Source organism: Xanthobacter sp. YC-JY1, assembly GCF_021730305.1.
Lineage (GTDB): Bacteria > Pseudomonadota > Alphaproteobacteria > Rhizobiales > Xanthobacteraceae > Xanthobacter > Xanthobacter flavus.
The window spans coordinates 5,307,371-5,327,173 of the sequence record NZ_CP032674.1 but is presented as its reverse complement, the minus strand read 5'-3'; the positions used below and the strand labels follow the sequence as shown (position 1 = coordinate 5,327,173).

Annotated in this window: 22 protein-coding genes; 9 read left to right on the top strand and 13 right to left on the bottom strand. The window is 69.0% G+C overall.

Annotation, left to right across the window (positions count from 1 at the left end; genetic code table 11):
• Positions 1 to 87 precede the first annotated feature (87 nt).
• The 9 genes from D7006_RS24995 to D7006_RS24955 all read left to right on the top strand — a co-directional run bounded on the left by D7006_RS24995 (position 88) and on the right by D7006_RS24955 (position 6,764).
• Positions 88 to 588, top strand: coding sequence for a Spy/CpxP family protein refolding chaperone (locus tag D7006_RS24995; RefSeq protein ID WP_169123392.1), 501 nt, complete (start codon positions 88 to 90; stop codon positions 586 to 588).
• Positions 588 to 899 carry a GCG_CRPN prefix-to-repeats domain-containing protein gene (locus D7006_RS24990; RefSeq protein WP_237355007.1) on the top strand — a complete coding sequence of 104 codons (312 nt, stop codon included), beginning with the start codon at positions 588 to 590 and terminating at the stop codon, positions 897 to 899. The genes D7006_RS24995 and D7006_RS24990 overlap by 1 nt, the downstream gene beginning before the upstream one ends.
• A 111-nt stretch (positions 900 to 1,010) precedes the next feature.
• On the top strand, positions 1,011 to 1,268 hold the full coding sequence (locus D7006_RS24985) for a GCG_CRPN prefix-to-repeats domain-containing protein (protein ID WP_237355005.1): 258 nt from the start codon (positions 1,011 to 1,013) through the stop codon (positions 1,266 to 1,268).
• Positions 1,269 to 1,398: 130 nt separating this feature from the next.
• Positions 1,399 to 2,742, top strand: a complete 1,344-nt coding sequence (locus tag D7006_RS24980) for a DUF3422 family protein (protein ID WP_237355003.1) — start codon at positions 1,399 to 1,401, stop codon at positions 2,740 to 2,742.
• 35 nt (positions 2,743 to 2,777) lie between these two features.
• Positions 2,778 to 3,608: an alpha/beta hydrolase gene (locus D7006_RS24975; protein ID WP_237355002.1), complete on the top strand. Its 831-nt coding sequence runs from the start codon at positions 2,778 to 2,780 to the stop codon at positions 3,606 to 3,608.
• A gap of 31 nt (positions 3,609 to 3,639) precedes the next feature.
• Positions 3,640 to 4,278, top strand: coding sequence for an MBL fold metallo-hydrolase (locus tag D7006_RS24970; protein ID WP_281804949.1), 639 nt, complete (start codon positions 3,640 to 3,642; stop codon positions 4,276 to 4,278).
• Between the two features lie 36 nt (positions 4,279 to 4,314).
• Entirely contained in the window at positions 4,315 to 5,022 is a 708-nt protein-coding gene (locus D7006_RS24965; RefSeq protein WP_237355001.1) for a DUF1045 domain-containing protein, read from the top strand.
• On the top strand, positions 5,019 to 5,633 hold the full coding sequence (locus tag D7006_RS24960; RefSeq protein WP_237354999.1) for a chloramphenicol acetyltransferase: 615 nt from the start codon (positions 5,019 to 5,021) through the stop codon (positions 5,631 to 5,633). Before D7006_RS24965 ends, D7006_RS24960 begins: the two co-directional genes overlap by 4 nt.
• A 78-nt stretch (positions 5,634 to 5,711) precedes the next feature.
• Entirely contained in the window at positions 5,712 to 6,764 is a 1,053-nt protein-coding gene (locus D7006_RS24955; protein ID WP_237354997.1) for an SIS domain-containing protein, read from the top strand.
• A gap of 63 nt (positions 6,765 to 6,827) precedes the next feature.
• On the opposite strand, the gene D7006_RS24950 is transcribed toward D7006_RS24955, so the two are convergent.
• The 13 genes from D7006_RS24950 to D7006_RS24890 form a co-directional block, all read right to left on the bottom strand.
• A complete protein-coding gene (locus tag D7006_RS24950) occupies positions 6,828 to 7,607 on the bottom strand; it encodes an N-acetylmuramoyl-L-alanine amidase (protein WP_237354996.1) in 780 nt (259 codons plus the stop codon).
• Positions 7,607 to 8,311, bottom strand: coding sequence for a molecular chaperone DjiA (locus D7006_RS24945; RefSeq protein ID WP_229645889.1), 705 nt, complete (start codon positions 8,309 to 8,311; stop codon positions 7,607 to 7,609). The genes D7006_RS24950 and D7006_RS24945 overlap by 1 nt, the downstream gene beginning before the upstream one ends.
• A 102-nt stretch (positions 8,312 to 8,413) precedes the next feature.
• Complete coding sequence (locus D7006_RS24940; protein WP_237354994.1) at positions 8,414 to 9,262, bottom strand: quinoprotein dehydrogenase-associated SoxYZ-like carrier; 849 nt, start codon at positions 9,260 to 9,262, stop codon at positions 8,414 to 8,416.
• A 139-nt stretch (positions 9,263 to 9,401) separates the two neighbouring features.
• Positions 9,402 to 10,016: a PQQ-dependent catabolism-associated CXXCW motif protein gene (locus D7006_RS24935; RefSeq protein ID WP_237354993.1), complete on the bottom strand. Its 615-nt coding sequence runs from the start codon at positions 10,014 to 10,016 to the stop codon at positions 9,402 to 9,404.
• Complete coding sequence (locus D7006_RS24930) at positions 10,013 to 10,906, bottom strand: substrate-binding domain-containing protein (RefSeq protein ID WP_237354991.1); 894 nt, start codon at positions 10,904 to 10,906, stop codon at positions 10,013 to 10,015. Before D7006_RS24930 ends, D7006_RS24935 begins: the two co-directional genes overlap by 4 nt.
• Complete coding sequence (locus D7006_RS24925; protein WP_371745008.1) at positions 10,878 to 11,420, bottom strand: c-type cytochrome, methanol metabolism-related; 543 nt, start codon at positions 11,418 to 11,420, stop codon at positions 10,878 to 10,880. The genes D7006_RS24930 and D7006_RS24925 overlap by 29 nt, the downstream gene beginning before the upstream one ends.
• Before the next feature lie 274 nt (positions 11,421 to 11,694).
• Complete coding sequence (xoxF5, locus tag D7006_RS24920; protein ID WP_169123404.1) at positions 11,695 to 13,500, bottom strand: lanthanide-dependent methanol dehydrogenase XoxF5; 1,806 nt, start codon at positions 13,498 to 13,500, stop codon at positions 11,695 to 11,697.
• 349 nt (positions 13,501 to 13,849) lie between these two features.
• Complete coding sequence (locus tag D7006_RS24915; protein WP_237354989.1) at positions 13,850 to 14,824, bottom strand: quinoprotein relay system zinc metallohydrolase 2; 975 nt, start codon at positions 14,822 to 14,824, stop codon at positions 13,850 to 13,852.
• Between the two features lies 1 nt (position 14,825).
• The gene (locus D7006_RS24910) at positions 14,826 to 15,566 is read right to left on the bottom strand and encodes an ABC transporter ATP-binding protein (RefSeq protein WP_237354987.1); all 741 of its coding nucleotides are present in this window, start codon (positions 15,564 to 15,566) and stop codon (positions 14,826 to 14,828) included.
• Positions 15,535 to 16,296, bottom strand: a complete 762-nt coding sequence (locus D7006_RS24905) for an ABC transporter permease (protein ID WP_237354985.1) — start codon at positions 16,294 to 16,296, stop codon at positions 15,535 to 15,537. The genes D7006_RS24910 and D7006_RS24905 overlap by 32 nt, the downstream gene beginning before the upstream one ends.
• Positions 16,293 to 17,312: an ABC transporter substrate-binding protein gene (locus tag D7006_RS24900; protein ID WP_237354983.1), complete on the bottom strand. Its 1,020-nt coding sequence runs from the start codon at positions 17,310 to 17,312 to the stop codon at positions 16,293 to 16,295. Before D7006_RS24900 ends, D7006_RS24905 begins: the two co-directional genes overlap by 4 nt.
• A 157-nt stretch (positions 17,313 to 17,469) precedes the next feature.
• Positions 17,470 to 18,714 (bottom strand): phenylacetate--CoA ligase family protein, encoded by a 1,245-nt coding sequence (locus D7006_RS24895; protein WP_237354980.1) that lies wholly within the window; start codon positions 18,712 to 18,714, stop codon positions 17,470 to 17,472.
• A 181-nt stretch (positions 18,715 to 18,895) separates the two neighbouring features.
• Complete coding sequence (locus D7006_RS24890) at positions 18,896 to 19,732, bottom strand: ABC transporter ATP-binding protein (RefSeq protein WP_169123410.1); 837 nt, start codon at positions 19,730 to 19,732, stop codon at positions 18,896 to 18,898.
• Positions 19,733 to 19,803: the final 71 nt, after the last annotated feature.

Genomic DNA, 19,803 nt, shown 5'->3' with positions numbered 1-19,803 from the left:
CGGCGCGGCCCCGGATGCGCGCCGCTCCGGCGCGATCCCGGACAGACCGGCCGGCACTTCGCCGGACCGTACAGGGAGCAAAAGAACATGCGCTCTTTCCGTCAGTTCGCCCTCGCCTCGGCGATGGCCGTGGCCCTCGGCACGGTCTTCGCGGGCGGCATCGCTTCCGCCCAGCCGGCACCCGCCGCTCCCACCGACGCCGCGCCCTACACCGCCGAGGATGCTGCGGCCGTGCTCGACGCCCGCCTCGCCGCGCTGAAGACCGTGCTGCGCCTGACCCCCGACCAGGAGAAGCTCTGGCCGCCGGTGGAAGCCTCCATCCGCGACGCGGTGAAGGGCGCCATCGAGCGCCGCGAGAAGCGCCTTTCCGCCCCGCCCCCGGCCACCGTGCTGGACGTGCTCGGCAACGTGGCGGCCGCCGAGCAGGCGCGCGGCAAGGCGCTGGCCAATTTCGTCGAGGCGGCCAAGCCCTTCGTCGCTTCGCTGACCCCGGCCCAGCGCAACCGCATCCCCACCTTCCTCGGGGTGCATGACAACGGCCAGCAGCCCAACACGTCCGAGCTGTGGATCTTCGAGGAGGAAGAGTGATGCGCGCGCTGACCCTTCTCGCCCTCGCTGTGCCCGCGCTCGGCGCCCTCGCCGCTCCGGCCGCCGCCTTCCCTCTGCCGCAGGCGCCTCAGGTCGCGACCGTCCAGACCGTGGCCGGTGGCTGCGGCGTCGGCTTCCATCGCGGCCCATGGGGCGGCTGTCGCGGCAATGGCGCGGTCTATGTGGCCCCGCACGCGGTCGTCGTGGCGCCCCGTCCGGTCGTGGTCGCGCCCGGCCCGGTGGTGGTGGCGCCCGTGCGTCACTGCTGGTGGCGTGCCGGCCCCTACGGCTCGGTCCGCGTCTGCAATTGAGGCACCGCTGAAGCGTTACCCCAGGGCGGCGGCTGGACCGCCGCCCTGTTTATCGCGTCGTAAAACGGCGGCGGGCACGCCGCCTCGCTCTCGGCAACAGGAGAGACATCCATGCGCAAACAGATCCTGATCGCCGCTGCCGCTGCGGGCCTTTTCGGGCTCGGCACCGGCGTTGCCGCCGCCTTCCCGGCGGCCCAGCCGCTCGACCGGCTCGCGACGGTGCAGACAGTCGCCGGCGGCTGCGGCATCGGCTGGCACCGTGGCCCCTGGGGCGGCTGTCGTCCCAACTACTGGCGGCCCTATTGGGGGCCGGCGCGCTATTGCTGGTGGCGTCCCGGCCCGTGGGGCCCCGTGCGCGTCTGCCGCTGAGGCAGGCCAGCTCCTCACCTTGGTGCAGGCGCACCTCTTACCGCCCGGTGCGACCACAGGGCGGCTGCCGAACGCTTGATCGGACGGCGCCGCCGTGCAAGCACGGAAAAAACGGCAGGGGAGCGCCATCATGACCAGGGGCGAGGCGGATCTCGTCATCGGCGAAGGGCGGGCGCTCGCCGCCCACCCGCTCAGGGCGGCTGTCCTGAGGGAACTGCACGCGCGCCCGTTCGTGCCGGTCTCGGCGCCGCGCCGCATGCTTCACGCCGCATTCCTGCTGGATGCCGCAGGCGCCCAGGCCGACCGCGCGGCGCTTGCCGCCCTGTGCAATGCCCGTGGTCTGCCGGCCCCGGCGCCGGGGGCGAAATATCACCACGTCTCCTTCGGCGGCGCCGAGCTGCGCTGGGAAAGCCACGCGGAATTCTGCACCTACACCTGGGACCTGCCCTCCCTGGACCTCGCGGCGGGCGGCCTGCCGTTCCAGCCGCCGGCAACGACCCTCGCCAGCCCCTTCGGCGAGGTGCCGCAGCCCGGACCGCTGCTGGTGGCTGTGGATCTGCACCTGTTGCGCGACACCGCCGAGGACTTCTTCCTCGAGAAGGTGTTCGATCGCTCCAGCCTCGCCCGCTCCGACGTGAGCGACGGCTTCGCCGAGATCGCCACCGACTTCATGGCCGACCCGTCCGGCTTCGTGCGCATCCTGGTGCGCGACCGCGGCCTCGGCGCCGATGCGTGCGGCGCGCTGGTGCAGCGGGTGCTGGAGATCGAGACCTACCGCACCCTCGCCCTTCTCGGCCTGCCGGAGGCCCAGCGCCTCGCCCCCCAGGTGGCGCGCATCGAGCAGCGACTGGCCGGCTCGGCCACCGAGATGATGACGGCCAAGGGGCTCACCGACAACAACCGCCTGCTGGACGAACTGGTGGCGCTCGCCGCCGAGCTTGAGGCGGGGGCGACTGCCTCGCTGTTCCGGTTCGGGGCCAGCCGGGCCTACATGGATATCGTGCGGCTGCGCCTCGCCACCATCCGCGAGATGTCGGTGCCGGGCTTTCCCACCTGGCAGCAATTCCTCGACCGCCGCATGGCACCGGCCATGCGCACCTGTTTCACGCTGGAGGAACGGCAGGAAAAGATCGCCCAGAAGCTCGCCAACGCCGCCGACCTGCTGCGCACCCGCGTGGACGTGGAGCTGGAGCAGCAGAACCGCGACCTGCTCACCTCCATGAACGACCGCACCCGCCTGCAGCTGCGCCTGCAGCGGACCGTCGAAGGCCTGTCCGTCGCGGCGATTTCCTATTATGTCGTCAGCCTTGTGCATCACCTCGCCCAGGGCATCCACGAGAGCGGCATCGACGCCACGACACTCGGCATCCATCTCGACGTCGGGCTGGTGACGGCCGCCGCCGTGCCGCTCGCGCTGCTGGGTGTCTGGTCCGTGGTGCGGCGCATCCGCAGCGCCCACGGCGACGGGGAGTGAGCGGTAAAATCGAGAAAGGGTTAGGGGGAGGGCCGATGGACCACGAGGTCGAATACAACAACCGCGCCCGCGTGCCGGACCACCCCGCCATTTTCGAGCGCTGGGCCCACAGCTCCGCCGCCATGCGCGGCGCGGCGGTGGCGGCCGATCTCGGCGTGCCCTACGGCTCCGGCCCGCGGCAGATCCTCGACATCATCTGGCCGGGCACCGACCGTCAGGCGCCGGTGGTGCTGTTCATCCACGGCGGCTACTTCCAGTCCCTGCATCCGCGCGACTTCACCTTTGCCGCCGCCGGCTGCCTCGCCCATGGGGTGGCGATGGCGTTCGCCGGCTACGACCTCGCGCCGCTGGTACCGGTGGGCACCATCCTCGCCCAGACGCGTGCGGCGGCCATCACGCTCTACCGCCTGGTCGGCCGGCCGCTGGTGGTGTGCGGCCATTCCGCCGGCGGGCACCTCGCCGCGGCTCTCGCCGCCACATCCTGGCGGGAGATCGACGTGGACACGCCGGACAATCTCATCCCCGCCGGGCTCGGCATTTCCGGGGTCTACGAGCTGGAGCCGCTGATCCCCACCTCCATGAACAAGGCGCTCCGCCTTGACCCGGAGGAGGCGCGGCGCCTGTCCCCGGCCTACTGGCCGGTGCCGGCGGGACGCAGCTTCGATGCCTTCGTCGGCGGCGCCGAGAGCGCGGAATTCCTGCGGCAGGCCCATGACCTCGCCGCCAGCTGGCGCGCCAAGGGCATCGCCGCGCAGGCCTTCGACGTGCCGGGCGCCAACCATTTCTCCGTGGTCGATACGCTCGCCGATCCCTCCTCGCACATGGTGCGCCGGCTGGTGGAGATGGCCCGCGCCATCTCCCAGTGACCGGCACACGACACGCCAGAACGGACCCTTCATGCAGCCCATCCAGATCGCCATCGTGCCGGTCACGCCGTTCGAGCAGAACTGCTCCATCCTGTGGTGCACCAAGACCATGAAGGGCGCGGTGATCGACCCCGGCGGTGATCTCGACCGCATCCGCGCCGCCATCGCCGAGACCGGCGTGACCATCGAGAAGATCCTGCTCACCCACGGACATGTGGACCACGCCGCCGGTGCGGCGGAACTGGCGGAGAGCCTCGGCGTGAAGGTGGAAGGCCCGGCCGCTGCGGACCAGTTCATCATCGACGACATCCCCCACATGGCCGCGAAATACGGCATCGAGGGCGCCCGCCCGGTGACGCCGGACCTCTATCTGAACGAGGGGGACACGGTGAGCGTGGGCGACGTCTCCCTCGACGTGCTGCACGTGCCGGGGCACACGCCGGGGCATCTCGTGTTCGTCCATCGCCCGGTGGGCCTCGCCATCGTCGGCGATACGCTGTTCCGGGGCTCGGTGGGGCGCACGGACTTCCCCTATGGCGACCCCGACCTCCTCATCAAGGGCATCAAGGAAAAGCTGCTGCCGCTCGGCGACAACATGGTCTGCCTGCCCGGTCATGGTCCTGTCACGAGCATCGGCGACGAGAAAGCGCACAATCCCTTCCTGCGCTGACCATCTCACCGCCCACCCTTCAGGAGACCGCCGCCCGTGACTGCCGCCCGGCGCTACGCCGTCTACCTCGCCCCGCCCGCCGACGGCGCCCTCTGGCGCTTCGGCTCCGCGGTGCTCGGCTATGACGCGGAGACGGGAGATGCGCCGGCCGCCCCGGACATCGCCGGCTTCGACGCCGAGGCCTGGCACGCGGCGACCGCCGAGCCCCGTCGTTACGGCTTCCACGGCACGTTGAAGGCGCCCTTCCGGCTCGCCGATGGGGCGAGCGAGGACGATCTGGCGCAGCTCATGGCCCTGAGCGCCGCCGGCCATCATGCCTTCGAGATGCCGCCGCTGGAGGTCCGCGCCATCGGGTCGTTCGTGGCGCTGGTGCCCGCCGTTCCCTCTCCCAAGCTCGAAGACCTCGCGCGCTCGGCGGTGCTGGAGCTGGACGGCCTGCGCGCGCCCCTCTCGGAATCAGAGATCGCCCGACGCAAGCCCGAGCGGCTCTCGGCCCGCCAGCTCGGCTATCTGGAAGCCTACGGCTATCCTTACGTCCTCGACGAATTCCGCTTCCACATGACGCTGACCGGTCCGCTGCCGGAGCCGGAGCGGGTTCAGGCACTGAATGCGCTCACCTCCGCCTTCGCCGCCAGCGGCGCGGATGTCCCGGCCACCGTCACCGACATGGCGCTCTATGTGGAGGAGCCGGGCGCGCGCCAGTTCCGTCTGGTGCGGCGGTTTCCGATGAGGGCCGCCCAGTGAAGCAGCTCGGCGAAAAACCGCTCATCGATCCCACAGCGCAGGTGCGGGCCTCCACCCTCGGCCGCTACACCGAGGTTGGTCCGCGCACCAAGCTGCTCGAAGTGGAGATGGGCGACTATTCCTACGTGGTGAACGATTCCGACATCGCCTATGCGCGCATCGGCAAGTTCTGCTCCATCGCCGCCATGACCCGCCTCAATCCCGGCAATCACCCGACGTGGCGGGCCTCCCAATCCCATTTCCTCTATCGCGCCTCCGCCTATTTCCCCGGGGAGGAAGACGAGGCGGATTTCTTCCAGTGGCGGCGCGACCAGCAGCTCACCATGGGCCATGACGTTTGGATCGGCCACGGCGCGGTCGTGCTGGCTAGCCGCAGCATCGGCACCGGGGCCGTGGTGGCGGCGGGCGCGGTGGTGTCGAAGGACGTGCCGGCCTACGCCATCGTCGCCGGCGTGCCCGCGCGCATCGTGAAGTGGCGGTTTCCCGAGGATATCGCGGCTCGTCTCCAGGCGCTCGGCTGGTGGGACTGGACCCACGCGCAGTTGCGCGCTGCCCTGCCGGATTTCCGCAGCCTCCCCATCGAGGCGTTCCTGGAAAAGTACGAGGGCTGAGGGCGGCGCCTTCGGGCGTCCGGATACCGCCTGCACCCGCCGCTCCCCTTCGACGCGGAACGGTGCTAATCATCGCCGATGATGCGTTCTCCGGTGAACAAGGCTCCCACCGACGGTGATCCCGAGGGTCCCGACGGTTCCGGCCTGCCGTCCGTCCCCCATGTCCATCCCGCGTCCGTGGTCTCGGCGCTGGCAACGCTCGATGCCGAAAAGGCCGGGCTTGAAGCGCTGGCCAAGGCGATGGCCGGCCCGCTCGGCGCTGCCTTCGACGTGGCGGTGGCGACCATCCAGAATTCCCACGGCCGGGTCATCATCACCGGCATGGGCAAGAGTGGGCACGTGGCGCGCAAGATCGCCGCGACGCTCGCTTCCACCGGCACGCCGGCCCACTATGTCCACCCGGCCGAGGCCAGCCACGGCGACCTCGGAATGATCACCACTGACGACGTGATCGTCGCTCTCTCGTGGTCCGGCGAGACGGTGGAACTGCGCGACCTCGTGGAATATTCGCGCCGCTTCGACGTGCCGCTCATCGCCTTCACCTCCAATCCCACCAGCGCCCTCGCCTCCTCGGCGAGCGTGGTGCTGAACCTGCCGGTGGCGCAGGAGGCCTGCCCGCACGGGCTCGCGCCCACCACCTCTACCCTCATGCAGCTGGCGCTGGGCGATGCGCTGGCGGTGGCGCTGCTGCAGAGCCGCGGCTTCACCGCGCTGGATTTCCGCCAGCTCCACCCGGGCGGCAAGCTGGGCGCCAGCCTGAAGTTCGTGCGCGACGTGATGCGCGCGGGCGATGCCGTGCCGCTGGTGCAGAGCGGGACCAAGATGGGCGCGGCGCTTGTGGAGATGAGCGCCAAGGGCCTCGGCTGCGTCGGCGTGTTGAGCGAGGACGGCTCACTCGCCGGTATCGTCACCGATGGCGACCTGCGCCGTCACATGGCCAACGATCTCGCCGCCCGCACGGTGGACGAGATCATGACCCCCGCGCCCCGCACGGTGCGGCCGGACCAGCTCGCCTCCGAGGCGCTGAACATCCTGAACGCGCGCAAGATCACCGCACTGCTGGTGGTGGAGGACAGGGCGCCCGTAGGCGTGCTGCACATCCACGATCTGCTGCTCACCGGCATCGCCTGACCAACGGGCGCGCCCGCCCGTTCAAGCCTGCGCGGCGCTTGAGCGAAGCAATAGCCGCCTCGCTCAGGCCACCGGGATCGCTCGGTCTGGTCGGGTGGCGATCAGGTTGCGAAGGGTGAGCAGGGTCGAGGCATCCGCCACCCCGTCCACCTGCGAGGGACGGAAATGGCGCTGGAAGGCGGCCACCACCTCGGCGGTCGCGGCGTCATAGGCGTCGTCGAGGGCGATGCCGTAGCCGTACCAGGCCAGCATGGCCTTCAGCGCCGCCACCGGCTCCCCGTAATCGCCCGGCATAAAGAACCGCCCCCCGGTGATGTGCGCTTCCGGCACCAGATGGCCGACACCGGCCGCGTGCAAGGCCTGCCACGGAAACCGCTCGCCGGGATCGCGCTTGCGCGCCGGGGCGATGTCGGAATGGGCGAGCACCCGGTCGGCGCGGATGGCGTGGCGGGCGATGATGTCCTGCGACAGGGCGATCACCCGCGCGATCTGCACGTCCGGGAAAGGCGGCAGGCCGAAATCGTGCCCGCCATTGACGATCTCGATGCCGATGGAGCGGGAATTGGTATCGGTGATGCCTTCCCACGAGGACAGCCCCGCGTGCCACGCCCGCGCGCCTTCCGCCACCATCTGCACGATGCTGCCATCCTCCCGGATGACATAGTGGCAGGAGACCTCGGCTGCCGGCGTGCGCAGCAGCTCGATGGCCGCATCGGCGCTCCCCATGCCCGTGTAGTGCAGTACCAGCATGTCGACGCTTGAGCGTCGCGCGCCGAAGTTCGGGGAGGGCACAAGCGTATCCACCAGCGCCGAATCGGGGGCGGAAAGGGCAGGCGCGTCCATCACAGGCCCCTCTGTCGGGCGATGGTCGAATAAGCGGCATTGAGCGCCGCAACCCGGTCGTTGGCGAGCTTGATGGCGGCGGGCGGCAGGCCGCGGCCGGCGAGCCGGTCGGGATGGTGGGTCGAGACCAGAGCGCGCCAGTGCGCCTTCACGTCATCGTCGCTGGCGCCGGGGTCGAGGTCGAGCACGGCATAGGGATCGCCCGGCCGGCGCACATGCCGCGCCTCGATGCGCTCATAGGCCAGCCCCTCGAAGCCGAGGATGCGGCCGACCTCGGCGAGGAAGACGAGCTCCTTCTCGTGCAAAGCATGGTCCGCCTTGGCCACGTGGAACAGGGCGTCCATGAGGTCTTCCCGCGTGTCCGGCGCATCGGCGAACATGTCCGCGACCTGGCGGGCGTAGGCCTCGAAGCCGGCGGTGTCCTGCTTGGCGAGATTGTAGAGCCGCGCCACCGCATCGAGGTCCTCGGGCGGGATGTCGAACACCTCGCGGAAGGCCTCCACCTCCGCCGGCACCACCACGCCGTCGGCTTTGGCCATCTTGGCGGACAGGGCAATGAGGGCGATGGAGAAGGCGGCAGGCTTGGGCGCGGGGGCGAGCAGAACGCGGTCGATCACATGACCCGCCAATGCCCCGAGCAGGGCGCCGAGCGGCCCCCCCAGCGCAAATCCCACACCCGCCCCGCCGATGAGACCGTAAGCCACCTGATCCTCCGCATCCGTTGCGGCGGAGCTAGAGCAGTGATGCGGCGCCGGCAAGGCGTGGGAGGGAATGAGAAGGCGATGGAGGCCCTAAAACGTCGGGGCTCAGCTCCCGTTGCCCGGGAAGGTCCGCGCGAAGATCTTGCCCTCGGTATCCTCGGCGCGGACCGAGACCGGATCGGCGGAGGGGGTGAAGCTGAAGCGGAAGGTAGGGTCCTCGCTGATGGAGATGCCGCCTTCCATGGCGAAGATGAGCTTGGCGCCCTGCTTCACCTGAACCTCGCGCACGAACCAGGCCGGCGTGTAGCCGCGCGTCGCCTCGTCCATCTGCAGGCCGGAGAAGTTGGGGTGGCGGATCTGCACCTGCGCCTCCGGCCGGCCGGAATCGGCAAAGGAGCGGAAGCGGATTTCGCCGAGCTTGGCGATGCTCTCCGCCGTGTCCTTGGTGGCCGGGGCCGAGCAGCCGCCCGCCGCCTTCACATAGGCCTTCGTCATGATGAGGGCGCCGTCGCTGGTCTCGGCCACCGCGCGCACCCAGCTGTAGGAGTTCACCCGCACCCGCACGGAGAGGGAGAAATTGCGGATGCCGTCGCCGAAAGCGAACCGGCCGGCCACCGGGGCCGGATTTTCGTCGATGATGAGCGTCACCGCCTTCAGCGTGCGCGGATCGTCCTTGGGCAGCTCGAGGGCGAGGGTGAGGGGCACCAAAGCGGCGTCCTCTGCCCGGCCCGGCGCGTCGATCCGCACCGCATTGCCCGCATCGGTGATCTTCGCCGAAGGGAAGATGTCGCCGCGAATGGACGACCAGGTCGCTTCCGGCCGGTCCGGGTCGGCCTGCGCGGACTGGGCGGCGGCGGGGCTGGCCAGCATCCCGGCCAGCGGCGTTGCCGCGAACAGGGCTGCGAGCACGGCGCCCGCGGTGCCGGCGGAAGAGCGCAGGTATGAGCGCTTCATGGCGTTGCCTCCCAAAAGTCCTTCATGGCCGTTTCGGCCTTCTCGTCCGCGCCGCGTCTGTCGGTGGCGCGGGCTCACTGGTTCGCCCTCAAGCGCATTTTCGTCTCGCGAACCGGTATCCGCTTCGCTCGAAACTGCCCTAGGGGCGTGGCTCCACCGATTCCAGCGGCAGCCCGGCCTCGCCCCAGCCGTCCACGCCGGTCGGAAACCAGGACACGTTCGTGTAGCCATAGGCGAGGGCGCGCTTGGCGGCGTTCCACGACATCCAGCAATCACGCTGGCAGAAAATCACGAGCGGCGCATTCACATCGCCGCGCGTGACGGCGGAAAGGCCGGCGCGGAAATAGCCGTCGGTTTCCGCATTGAGCGCGCCGAAGCCCACATTGGGCAGCCAGACGGCGCCGGGAATGGTGGAATGGGGCTGGTCGCGCCACACGGTTCCCGCCGGGAGGCCGGCGGGTTTGGGCGGGCGTGGCAGCACATCCACGAAGGCGACCCCGCCCTTGCGCCAAAGCTCCGCCGCCGCGGCGGCATCAAGCACGCGGGCGCCGCTGAGCGTCGCCGGCACCGGCGCACGATAGGCTTCGAGCCGGTAGCCCTCGGGTTCGGCGGGTGCAGCAGCGGCCGCGGCGGGAGAGGCGGCGGGAGACGCCGCGGGCTGGGCGAGGGCGGGCGGCGCGAGCAGCGCGAACGCGCCGAGGATGGCCAGCGCGAAACGGCGCCTCCCGCCCGCGCGCTGCGCGCTCCGGCTCACTGGCCTGGCGTCCCGGAGGTCGGCACGATGGGCTGACCGTCCTCGTCCAGAAGCGGGACGTGATAGGCGACGAGCACCTTCTCGATGTCATCAGCGCGCTTGCGCAGGACGGTGTTCAGCGTCTGCTTCCAGATGTGGTCGGTGGGACGGACGCCCATGGTGATTCGGTAGGCCAGCGCCGGGCGCGGAGCTTCCTTCACCAGCGGGATCACCTTGAGCGGCGTCGTTAACTGCGCCGCGAAATAGCCGGCCGAGGGCCCCCAGAGCAGGCCGCCGTCAATCTCGCCGGCATTGAGGCTCGCGAGCATCTCCTCGGCCGGGGAGGCATAGCGCCGGTCCACCAGCAGCGAATAGGTGTGGGCGTTGCCGATGAGCCCGAGTTCAAGGAGGTGGTCGGCAGGCGGTGTCGCGGCGATGACGCCGAGCTTCGCATTCTTCAGCTTCGGATCGGAGAGCTGGGTCACGCCGTCGAGCGGACCGCCGGCCTTCACCACCAGCACAAACACCGATTCGTAATAGGGATTGGTGTGCAGCACGAGGTCGGCACCGGCCACATAGCCGATGATGACGTCGCACAGGCGGCGGCCCAGCGAGTTGCGCACGAAGCCGGGTCCCTGCGGCATCAGGTAATAGCGCAGGGGCAGCTTGAGCTCGTCGGCGACGATGGCCGCGATCTTGTTCTCGAACCCTTCACCGGCGGCGTTCGAGAACGGCATGTTGGCGGGATCGGCGCACACCCTGAGGGCATCCGCCGAGACCTGGTCTGGAATCTGCTGCCCACCCGCCCCCGAGGGGCTGAGCAGCAGGATGGCGGCGAGGGCTGCAGTCGCGATCGACGCCAGCAGGGGCGCGAACCGTTCCCTACTCGCCGAGGCAGGCCTTCTCGGCATCGGTGATTTCCTTCGACTTGTCGTCGCGCTTGGCGGGGCGGACGCGGCCGAGCGCGTCGTCGGAGCGGGCGCGCAGATAGACGTAGAGGTCGTCCAGGTAGCACATGACGTTCTTGTTCAGGCCGAACGACGGCATCACCCGGTCATTGCCGGCGCCGAGATTCTGGCGTCCGCCGACGACGACCTCGCTGAACTGGTCGAAATTCATGGTCTTGAGCGATTCCGCCAGCGCCGGCGCGTAGGTGGAGCCCATGCCGTCGGGGCCGTGGCAGACGTGGCACTCGGCGTGATAGCGGCGGTAGCCGGAATAGGTCAGCCAATCCACCTGGCCATCGGGCTTGATGTTGTAGGTGGGCGCGCCGTCGACGTCGTAATAGCGGCCGCCCTCCTCCTTCACCGGCTTCGGATCTGCCGGCTTGGTGGTCTCGGCGCGCGAGGCTGCGCTGCCGAGGGCGAGCGAGAATGCGGCGAGGAAGAATGCGCCGGCACGGGTCAGGGGGACTGATGAAACCACACGATCTCTCCAAAACGACAGACGAAGGGCGAAGACGGCGCTCGGGGGGTTAAGCGGGTCCGTCTCCGGTTTCGCGGGAAGAGCCTTGGGGCCGTGCTCCGGCCAGGCCAACGGCCTTGGCGGCAGACGACGGCGATGGGCTGCGGGCACAGGGAGCCGTTCCGGCGTTCACCGGCAAAGCGCCCTGCCCCTGGAAAAGGATCGGGCCGGCGGGGGTCTCCCCAGGCCGGCCCGAATGCGCATGCTGGATGCGCCTGGCCTTAACGGCGCCCGATCATTGCGGGATGGCGAAGACCGTCAGCTGACCGCCGAGGGCGGTGTAGTTGCTGAGGGCCGCATAACCGCCCACCGCGCCGAGGCCGGCGTTCGGGTCGGTCAGACCGGCCGCGAGGCCGATGCCAGCCCAGCCGCCGACACCCGAGAGCACAGCCACGTACTGCTTGCCCTTGTGGGTGTAGGTCATGACGTTGCCGATGATGCCGGACGGGGTCTTGAACTTGTAGAGTTCCTTGCCCGTCTTGGCGTCGACCGCCTTCAGGTAGCCTTCGAGGGTGCCGTAGAACACCACGCCGCCGGCAGTGGAGAGAGCGCCGGACCACACGGAGAACTGCTCCGGGTTGGACCACACGATCTTGCCCTGCTTGGCGTCCCACGCGATGAAGTTGCCCATGCCGCCATGGCTGCCGGGAGCCGGGAACATGGAGAGCGTGGCACCCACATAGGGCTGGCCGGGGGTGTAGCTGACACGGAACGGCTCGTAGTCCATGCACACATGGTTGGTGGGCACGTAGAACAGGCCGGTGTCAGGCGAGAAGGCCGCAGGCTGCTGGTCCTTGGTGCCGAGCGCCGCCGGGCAGATGCCGGTGGTGTTCACATCCTCGCCGTTCTTCTCGGTGGAATACTTGTCCACGACCAGCGGACGACCATAGGTCGGGCTGTTCTTGTCCATGTCCACCTTGGTTGCCCAGTTCACCGCCGGGTCGAACTTCTCGGCCACGAGCAGTTCGCCGGTCTTGCGATCGAGCGTGTAGCCGAAGCCGTTACGGTCGAAATGCACCAGAGTCGGGCGGGTCTGTCCGCCGATCTGCTGGTCGGCGAGGATCATCTCGTTGATGCCGTCGAAGTCCCACTGGTCGTGGGGCGTCATCTGATAGACCCACTTGGCGACACCGGTGTCGGCGTCACGGGCGAAGATGGTCATGGACCACTTGTTGTCGCCCGGGCGCTGCTTCGGGTTCCAGGTCGAGGGGTTGCCCGAGCCGTAATAGATCAGGTTCAGCTGCGGGTCGTACGAATACCAGCCCCAGGTGCAGCCGCCGCCGGTCTTCCACTGGTCGCCCTGCCAGGTCGCGAGGGACGAATCCTTGCCCACGGGCTTGCCGAGCGCAGTGGTCTTCTCGTCGAACAGGATCTGGCTGTCCGGGCCGACGGAATAGGCGCGCCACGCCTGCTTGCCGGTGTTGATGTCGTAGGCGGTGACGTGGCACTGCACGCCGAACTCGCCGCCGGAGATGCCCACGAGAACCTTGTCCTTCACCGGCATCACGGTGGCGGTGTTGGTCTCGCCCTTCTTGGGATCGCCGTTCACCACCGACCAGGCCACCTTGCCGGTCTTGGCGTCGAGCGCCACGACCTTGGTGTCGGCCTGATGCAGGAACACCTTGCCGTCGGCATAAGCGAGACCGCGGTTCACCGTATCGCAGCACATCACCGGAATGACGGTGGGATCCTGCTTCGGCTCGTACTTCCAGATGATCTTGCCTTCGTTGTTGAGGTCGAGGGCATAGACGATGTTCGGGAAGGGCGTGTGGACATACATGATGTCGCCCACGACCAGCGGAGAACCCTCATGGCCGCGCAGCACGCCGGTCGAGAACGTCCAGGAGACCTGGAGCTTGTTCACGTTGTCCGTCGTGATCTGCTTGAGCTTGGAATGGCGGGTGTTGGCGTAGTCGCCGGTCTGGAGAACCCACTGGTTGGGGTCCTGGGTAAGCTTGAGAACACTGTCATTCGCGCTGGCGGGCGCGCCGAAAAATGCGGTTGCCGCCGCCGTGGCGGTCAAAACCAAAAGACGTCTCATCCGGGCTTCCTCCGATGGATGCGGGTCCGCCTCCACGCGCATGTGGAGCGGGAAACGCACTGAGCGTTTGTTTTCGCCTTGGGGGACTCCATCTACTTCGGCAGCGTGTCACGACCGGCGTGATGCCCTGAAGCCTTGCGGTGACAAGTGCGTCCCGCAGGCCTGCGAACCAACCCCGCGTTCCCCGCACGGAGCTGTTGAAGCCGAAGCTGTGAGGAACGTAAGCAATGTTTTCGCCCAAAGCAATACGCCAAATGTCCGGTTGACGAGGCGATTTGTACTGCATGCGCGAAGTTGCGTTGGGTAATATTGCGGCGCAGCAATATTCGCACTCGGCGAACCCTCCCGCTTATTCCCACTCGAGTTCGTGGTAGGCGGACGTCGCGTTGCGGGCGTTGAAGTCGTCGAACAGCTTCCAGTCGGGCGCTTCCTCGCGGCCGGCCGCGCGGGCCGCCTCGGCCATGGTGCCGCCGGCCTTGACCGTGGCGCGCACGTCGGCGATGAGGCGTTTGAGATAGCGCTCGGTGGGTGCCGCAGCGTCCGGCCAGGGGGCGGAGGCGGGGCCGTGGCCCGGCACCACCCGAGCCACAGGCCGGCGCTTCATCTCCTCCAGGATGGAGATCCAGCCCAGGGCCTTGCCGTCGAGGGCGGGGACATGCCCGAGGAAGAGGAGATCGCCGAGGAACCACGTGCTCGTCTTTTCGTCGAACACGGTCAGGTCGGTGGCGGTGTGCGCCGTCCGCCACGCTTCGAGGCGCAGCGGGCGCTCCCCGAGATCGATGGTCCGCACCGTGTCCACCGTCTCGTCGGGTAGGATCACACGCGTGCCCTCGGCCGCCGCCGGCCCGATCAGGCGCTCGGTGGCGGAAAGGTAGGAGGCGGCGCGGGCGGAGAGCGCCTCCGGCAGGTTGTGATGGCCGATGAAGGTCACGCCCGGCCCCACGAACGCGGCATCGCCGAGCACGTGATCCGGGTGCATGTGGGTGTTGATCACGTAGCGGATCGGCAGCGCCGTGCGCGCGCGGATGGCCGCCTTCAGCGCCTCCCCCGCCGCCTTGCTGCCGCCGGTGTCAATCACCGCCACGGCATCCTTGCCGATGACGAAACCGGCATTGCCGACGAAGCCGAGATTCTTCGGCAATGCAAGGGCATAGGGCGCCTGATGGACGAACACCCCGGGAGCGACCTCGCTCACGGCGAGCGGCTCCGGCTGCGCTTGCGCTGCAGCCGGAATCGCGCCGGCCAGCAGTACCGCGAGAGCCAGACCTGCGGTGACGCGCTGCACCATCCGGGGTTCGCAGCCATGGGCTCCGGAACGCTCCATCTCACCCCTCCCGCAGCAGAGGAAAACGCGCAGCCAGTGCCGCGCGCTCGGCCTCGATCCATGGACCATCGCGCATGGCCCGCGGCAAGGCGAGACACACCTCCTCGACGACATGGGTGGGCCGAGGCGCCAGCAGCACCACGCGGTCCGCCAGCTCCAGCGCCTCGCGCACATTGTGCGTCACCATGAGCACGCTCGTTCCGCCGTCCGCCGCCAGCGCCACGTAGCGGCGCAGGTCTGCGGCGGCCAGGGCATCGAGGGAGACGAAGGGCTCGTCAAGCACCAGCAGGTCCGGCTCCAGCGCCATGGCGCGCGCCAGCGATACCCGCCGGGCAAGGCCGAGCGACAGCTCGCCGGGATAGCGCGCCGCATGGGCCGAGAGGCCGAAGCGCGCGATCAGCGGCGCAAGGTCCATGGCCCGGCGCGCCTTCGGCAGCACGAGGCGGATGTTCTCCTCCACCGTGCGCCACGGCAGAAGACGCGGCTCCTGGAAGGCGACGCCGATGGAAAGGGTCGCGGGATCGGGCGTCACCTCGCCCTCGAAAGCGCGGTCGAGCCCGGCGAGGATGCGCAGCGTCGTCGTCTTGCCACAGCCGGAGGGACCGATGAGGCAGACGAATTCGCCGCGTGCGATGGCCAGCGTGATCCCGCGCACGGCCTCCATCTCGGCGCCGTCGGGCCGCCGGTATGTCTTGGCGCGGATGACCGCCTCAATGAGCGGCGAGGCGCCAGCGTCGGACATGGGCTTCATAGGGCTGCAACACGCCGTATTCGATGGCCAGCATGACCGACATGAAGGCCAGCGAATAGCCAAGCACGGCGGTCACGTCGAACAGCTGGAAATAGACCGAGATGGCGTAGCCGACGCCGTTGGGGCGCCCCAGCAACTCCACCACGAGCACGATCTTCCACACCAGCGCGAGCCCAGAGCGAGCCGCCCCCGCAATGTGCGGCTGCAACTGCGGGATCAGCACGTGGCGCAGCCGGTCCATGGGCGACAGGCGGAAGGCGCTCGCCATCTCGTCGAGTTCCGGGGAGAGCGCGCGGGTGCCCTCGCGCATCAGCACCGCCACAGTGGGAATCTTGTTGAGCGCCACGGCGAGCACCGCCGCCGCCTCAGTGAGGCCGAGCCAGATGTAGCAGAGCACGGTGATGACGAGGGCGGGCGTGTTGAGGAGCACGATCACCCAGGTGTCGAAGGCGGTGTCGAGCCTGCGCGAGCGGCCGAGCGCGACGCCGATGGCGCAGCCGAGCGCCATGGCCACCACGAAGGAGACGACGACCCGCGCCAGCGTGATGGCAATATTGGAGACAAGATCGCCACCGCTCGCCTCCCGCGCGATGAAAGCGAACACCGCATGCGGCGCCGGAAGGGCCCGGCTGTGCGCCAGGGTCGCCGTGATCTCCCACGCCAGCAGCAGCAGGACGAGCGAGGCCGCCCGCGCCGCGGTGCCCGAGGACAAGAGCTTCATCGCGCCGCCGGCGCCTTGAAATAGAGGTCCGCCGGCAGGCGCGTGGCACTGCCCACCAGCTTCGCGCCGCCGAGCTTCACCAGAACGGCATAGAGCTGCTCTGCCAGCGTCTGCTCCTCGGCGAGCGACAGCCGGGGAATGCCGGCGAGGAAGCCGCGCCGCAGGGCCTCGAAGGTGGCTTCGTCGCCCGCCTGCATCTGCGCCCGCGCTGCCGTCCAGCCGGGCCCGGAGCGGGCGGGATCGGCCAGCGCCATCTTGGTGGCGCGGGAGGCGGCGGCAAAGGCGGCGACCGTAACGGGGTTCGCGCGGGCGAAGGCGCCGTCGAACACGTAGCCCACCAGCGTCGGCTCATGGGCGAGGCCGAAGCCCTTCACCATCTCCTCCACGGTGAGCATCTGCCGGAAGCCTTTGGGTTCGAGCCGCGCGGCGAAAGTCCAGTAGATCAGCGCGGCATCAAGATTGCCGGCCTCGAGTTCGGCGGCGAGCAGAGGCGGGGCAGCGAACACCGGCTGAGCGGCGGTCTGGAGATCGAGCCCCGCCTTTTCCTGCGCGGTCGCCTTCAGCATGAGCCAGCTCTTGTCCAGCGGGCCGCCGGCGACGCCCAGCCTTTTACCCGCGAGGTCGGCGACGGAGCGGATGGGGGAGCCCTTGGGCACCATCACCGCCCCTTCCGAGGAGGAGAAGGGGATGTAGACGAGATCGCGCCCGTCCGCCTTCACCCGTGCCGCCCAGAGCAGATCGCTGACGATGGCGTCCGCCGCCCCCGCCATGAAGGCGACGCGGCCGGCGTCATTATTGGCATAGCGGGTGACATCGAGCGTCACGCCGTTGGCGGCATCGAGCCCCAGCGCGCCCATGGCGGCGACTTCCCAGGCGGCCGAGCCGAATTGCAGGATGCCGAGGCGGATGGGCGGCGGCGCGGCGCGCGCGGGAGAGAGCGGCCCGCCGGCAAGCGCCACGGCAGCGCCGGACAGCGCGGCACCCGAGAGCGCCAGCAGGCGGCGGCGCGTGAGCATGGCCTTCCTCCCGAAATCCTCCAGCCGGCGCCGCGCCTGCGACCCCGTCCGATGCGCCGCCACTGTGGCGGCGCCGGGAAGAAGTGTCCATAACGATCTGAAACAAAAGGCTTTTCTGAGAGGAATTTAAGAAGTCGAGCGGGAAAGAGTTCCCGTCTCACACCGGGCGGCGGTCCTCGATGGTCTTGGCGTCGGCGGGCAGCGTGCCCGGCGAAAGCACCACGAGCCGGCCGCGCAGCTTGGTGGCGGAGCGGATGTCTTCCAGCAGGGCATCCTGCGAGAGCGCGGCGGCGTCGGCCACCTCGATCTCCAGCGCCATGTCGTCCTGGTCGCCGGCGCGATCCACCACGAGGCGGGCCTTCGCCACGGCCGGATGCTTCTTCACTGCCGCCTGAACCTGCACGGGATGCACGAACATGCCGCGGATCTTCGTGGTCTGATCGGCGCGGCCCATCCAGCCCCGAAGGCGGATGTTGGTGCGCCCGCAGGGGCTCGTGCCCGGCATCACGGCGGAGAGGTCGCCGGTCGCGAAGCGCACAAGGGGATAGTCCGGCTCGAACAGGGTGACGACCACCTCGCCCACCTCGCCCTCGGCCTCCACCGGATCGCCGGTGCCGGGGCGCAGGATTTCCACGAGGCAGCCCTCATCCACGATCATGCCGTCCTCGGCCTCGCTCTCATAGGCGACGAGGCCGAGATCGGCCGTGCCGTAGCATTGGCGGGCGGTGATGCCGGCGGCCTTCAGCTCGGCCCGGTGGGCTGGCAGGAACGCCTCGCCGGACACCAGTGCCTTGGTAAGGGAGGAGATGTCGGTGCCGGTCTCCCGCGCCTTGTCCACGAGGATCTTCAGGAAGGAGGGCGTGCCGCCGTAGCCCTGCGGGCGGATGTCGGCGATGGCGCGCAGTTGCAGGTCGGTCTGGCCGACGCCGGCGGGCACCACGGCGCAGCCCAGCGCATGGGCGCCGCTCTCGATCATCGAGCCGGCAGGGGTCAGGTGATAGGAGAAGGAATTGTGCACGATGTCCCCGGCACGGAAGCCGGCCGCGAACAGGCCGCGGGCGAAACGCCAGAAATCGGGGCCGTGGCCCTCCACGTCATAGATGGGGCCGGGCGACATGAAGATGCGCGCCAACCTGCCGGGCGGCGTCGCGTTCAGCCCGCCGAAGGGGTAGCTCCTCGGCTGGATCTCCAGAAGGTCCGACTTGCGGGTGACGGGCAGCTGCGCCAGCGCCGCCCGCGAGGTGATGGCGGCCGGGTCCACATCCTTGAACAGCGCGGCGAAATAGGGCGCCTTGGCCTTGGCGTGGGCGACCTGCGCGGACAGCGCCTGCAGCAGCGCCTGCTCGCGCGCTTGAGGGTCGCGGGTCTCGCTGGCGTCGTAGTGGCGGTTCGGATCGGTCATGGTGTCTTCCTGTCCCGCGCCCTGTCCCTTTTGGTGCCGTCATGGCCGGGCTTGTCCCGGCCATCCACGTCGGACCGCCGGAGAAATGGTTCGTAGTGTTCCCAGCCGCTCCACGTGGATGGCCGGGACAAGCCCGGCCATGACGCAGTGCTATTCAGATCGCGGCGCCCCCCCGCAGGCCTCAGAGCCACCTCTTGCGGCGCTTGAAGCTCTTCAGGTTCTTGAAGCTCTTGCGCTCCTCGCCGCCACCCTGGCCGAGGTAGAATTCCTTCACGTCCTCGTTGGTCGCCAGCATCTCGGCGCTGCCATCGAGCACGATCTTGCCCTGCTCCATGATATAGCCGTAGTCCGCCACGGAGAGCGCCACGCGCGCGTTCTGCTCCACCAGCAGGATGGTGACGCCGAGATCCTGGTTCAGCTTCTTGATGATGGAGAACACCTCCTTCACCAGAAGCGGCGACAGGCCCATGGAGGGCTCGTCCATGAGGATGAGCTTGGGGCGGGACATGATGGCCCGGCCGATGGCCAGCATCTGCTGCTCGCCGCCGGAGAGATAGCCGGCGAGGCCGGTGCGCTCCTTGAGGCGGGGGAAGTATTCGTAGACGCGCTCGATGTCGCTCTTCACCTCGTTGTCGCGCCGCGTATAGGCGCCAAGGCGGAGGTTCTCGAGGCAGGTCATGTCGGCGATGATGCGGCGCCCCTCCATCACCTGGAAGATGCCACGGCGGACGATCCTGTCCGGCTCGATGCCGTTGATGCGCTCGCCCATGAAGGTGACGTCGCCGCGTGTGATCTCGCCGTCCTCCGTGCGGAGCAGGCCGGAGATGGCTTTCAGCGTGGTGGACTTGCCGGCGCCGTTGGAGCCGAGCAAAGCGACGATCTGGCCCTTCGGCACCTTCAGGGAAAGCCCGCGCAGGACGAGGATGACGTCGTTATAGACCACCTCGATATTGTCCACCGACAGGAGCGGGGGCGCGGTCTCGGCGGCGGGTTCGAACTTCAGTGCGGCCTCGGCCATGGCGGTCTCCGATTCCTTGCCAGACCGTCATCCCCCGGCTTGGCCGGGGGATCCACCCATCCTCTGAGGCA

What these genes read in the sequence shown, in the direction of transcription:
- D7006_RS24890 (WP_169123410.1), bottom strand. Translation starts at nt 19,732, where the DNA reads ATGGCCGAGGCCGCACTGAAGTTCGAACCCGCCGCCGAGACCGCGCCC.
- D7006_RS24990 (WP_237355007.1), top strand. Translation starts at nt 588, where the DNA reads ATGCGCGCGCTGACCCTTCTCGCCCTCGCTGTGCCCGCGCTCGGCGCC.
- D7006_RS24910 (WP_237354987.1), bottom strand. Translation starts at nt 15,566, where the DNA reads ATGTCCGACGCTGGCGCCTCGCCGCTCATTGAGGCGGTCATCCGCGCC.
- D7006_RS24995 (WP_169123392.1), top strand. Translation starts at nt 88, where the DNA reads ATGCGCTCTTTCCGTCAGTTCGCCCTCGCCTCGGCGATGGCCGTGGCC.
- D7006_RS24975 (WP_237355002.1), top strand. Translation starts at nt 2,778, where the DNA reads ATGGACCACGAGGTCGAATACAACAACCGCGCCCGCGTGCCGGACCAC.
- D7006_RS24905 (WP_237354985.1), bottom strand. Translation starts at nt 16,296, where the DNA reads ATGAAGCTCTTGTCCTCGGGCACCGCGGCGCGGGCGGCCTCGCTCGTC.
- D7006_RS24950 (WP_237354996.1), bottom strand. Translation starts at nt 7,607, where the DNA reads ATGGACGCGCCTGCCCTTTCCGCCCCCGATTCGGCGCTGGTGGATACG.
- D7006_RS24900 (WP_237354983.1), bottom strand. Translation starts at nt 17,312, where the DNA reads ATGCTCACGCGCCGCCGCCTGCTGGCGCTCTCGGGTGCCGCGCTGTCC.
- xoxF5 (WP_169123404.1), bottom strand. Translation starts at nt 13,500, where the DNA reads ATGAGACGTCTTTTGGTTTTGACCGCCACGGCGGCGGCAACCGCATTT.
- D7006_RS24970 (WP_281804949.1), top strand. Translation starts at nt 3,640, where the DNA reads ATGCAGCCCATCCAGATCGCCATCGTGCCGGTCACGCCGTTCGAGCAG.
- D7006_RS24955 (WP_237354997.1), top strand. Translation starts at nt 5,712, where the DNA reads ATGATGCGTTCTCCGGTGAACAAGGCTCCCACCGACGGTGATCCCGAG.
- D7006_RS24980 (WP_237355003.1), top strand. Translation starts at nt 1,399, where the DNA reads ATGACCAGGGGCGAGGCGGATCTCGTCATCGGCGAAGGGCGGGCGCTC.
- D7006_RS24895 (WP_237354980.1), bottom strand. Translation starts at nt 18,714, where the DNA reads ATGACCGATCCGAACCGCCACTACGACGCCAGCGAGACCCGCGACCCT.
- D7006_RS24915 (WP_237354989.1), bottom strand. Translation starts at nt 14,824, where the DNA reads ATGGAGCGTTCCGGAGCCCATGGCTGCGAACCCCGGATGGTGCAGCGC.
- D7006_RS24940 (WP_237354994.1), bottom strand. Translation starts at nt 9,262, where the DNA reads ATGAAGCGCTCATACCTGCGCTCTTCCGCCGGCACCGCGGGCGCCGTG.
- D7006_RS24985 (WP_237355005.1), top strand. Translation starts at nt 1,011, where the DNA reads ATGCGCAAACAGATCCTGATCGCCGCTGCCGCTGCGGGCCTTTTCGGG.
- D7006_RS24930 (WP_237354991.1), bottom strand. Translation starts at nt 10,906, where the DNA reads ATGCCGAGAAGGCCTGCCTCGGCGAGTAGGGAACGGTTCGCGCCCCTG.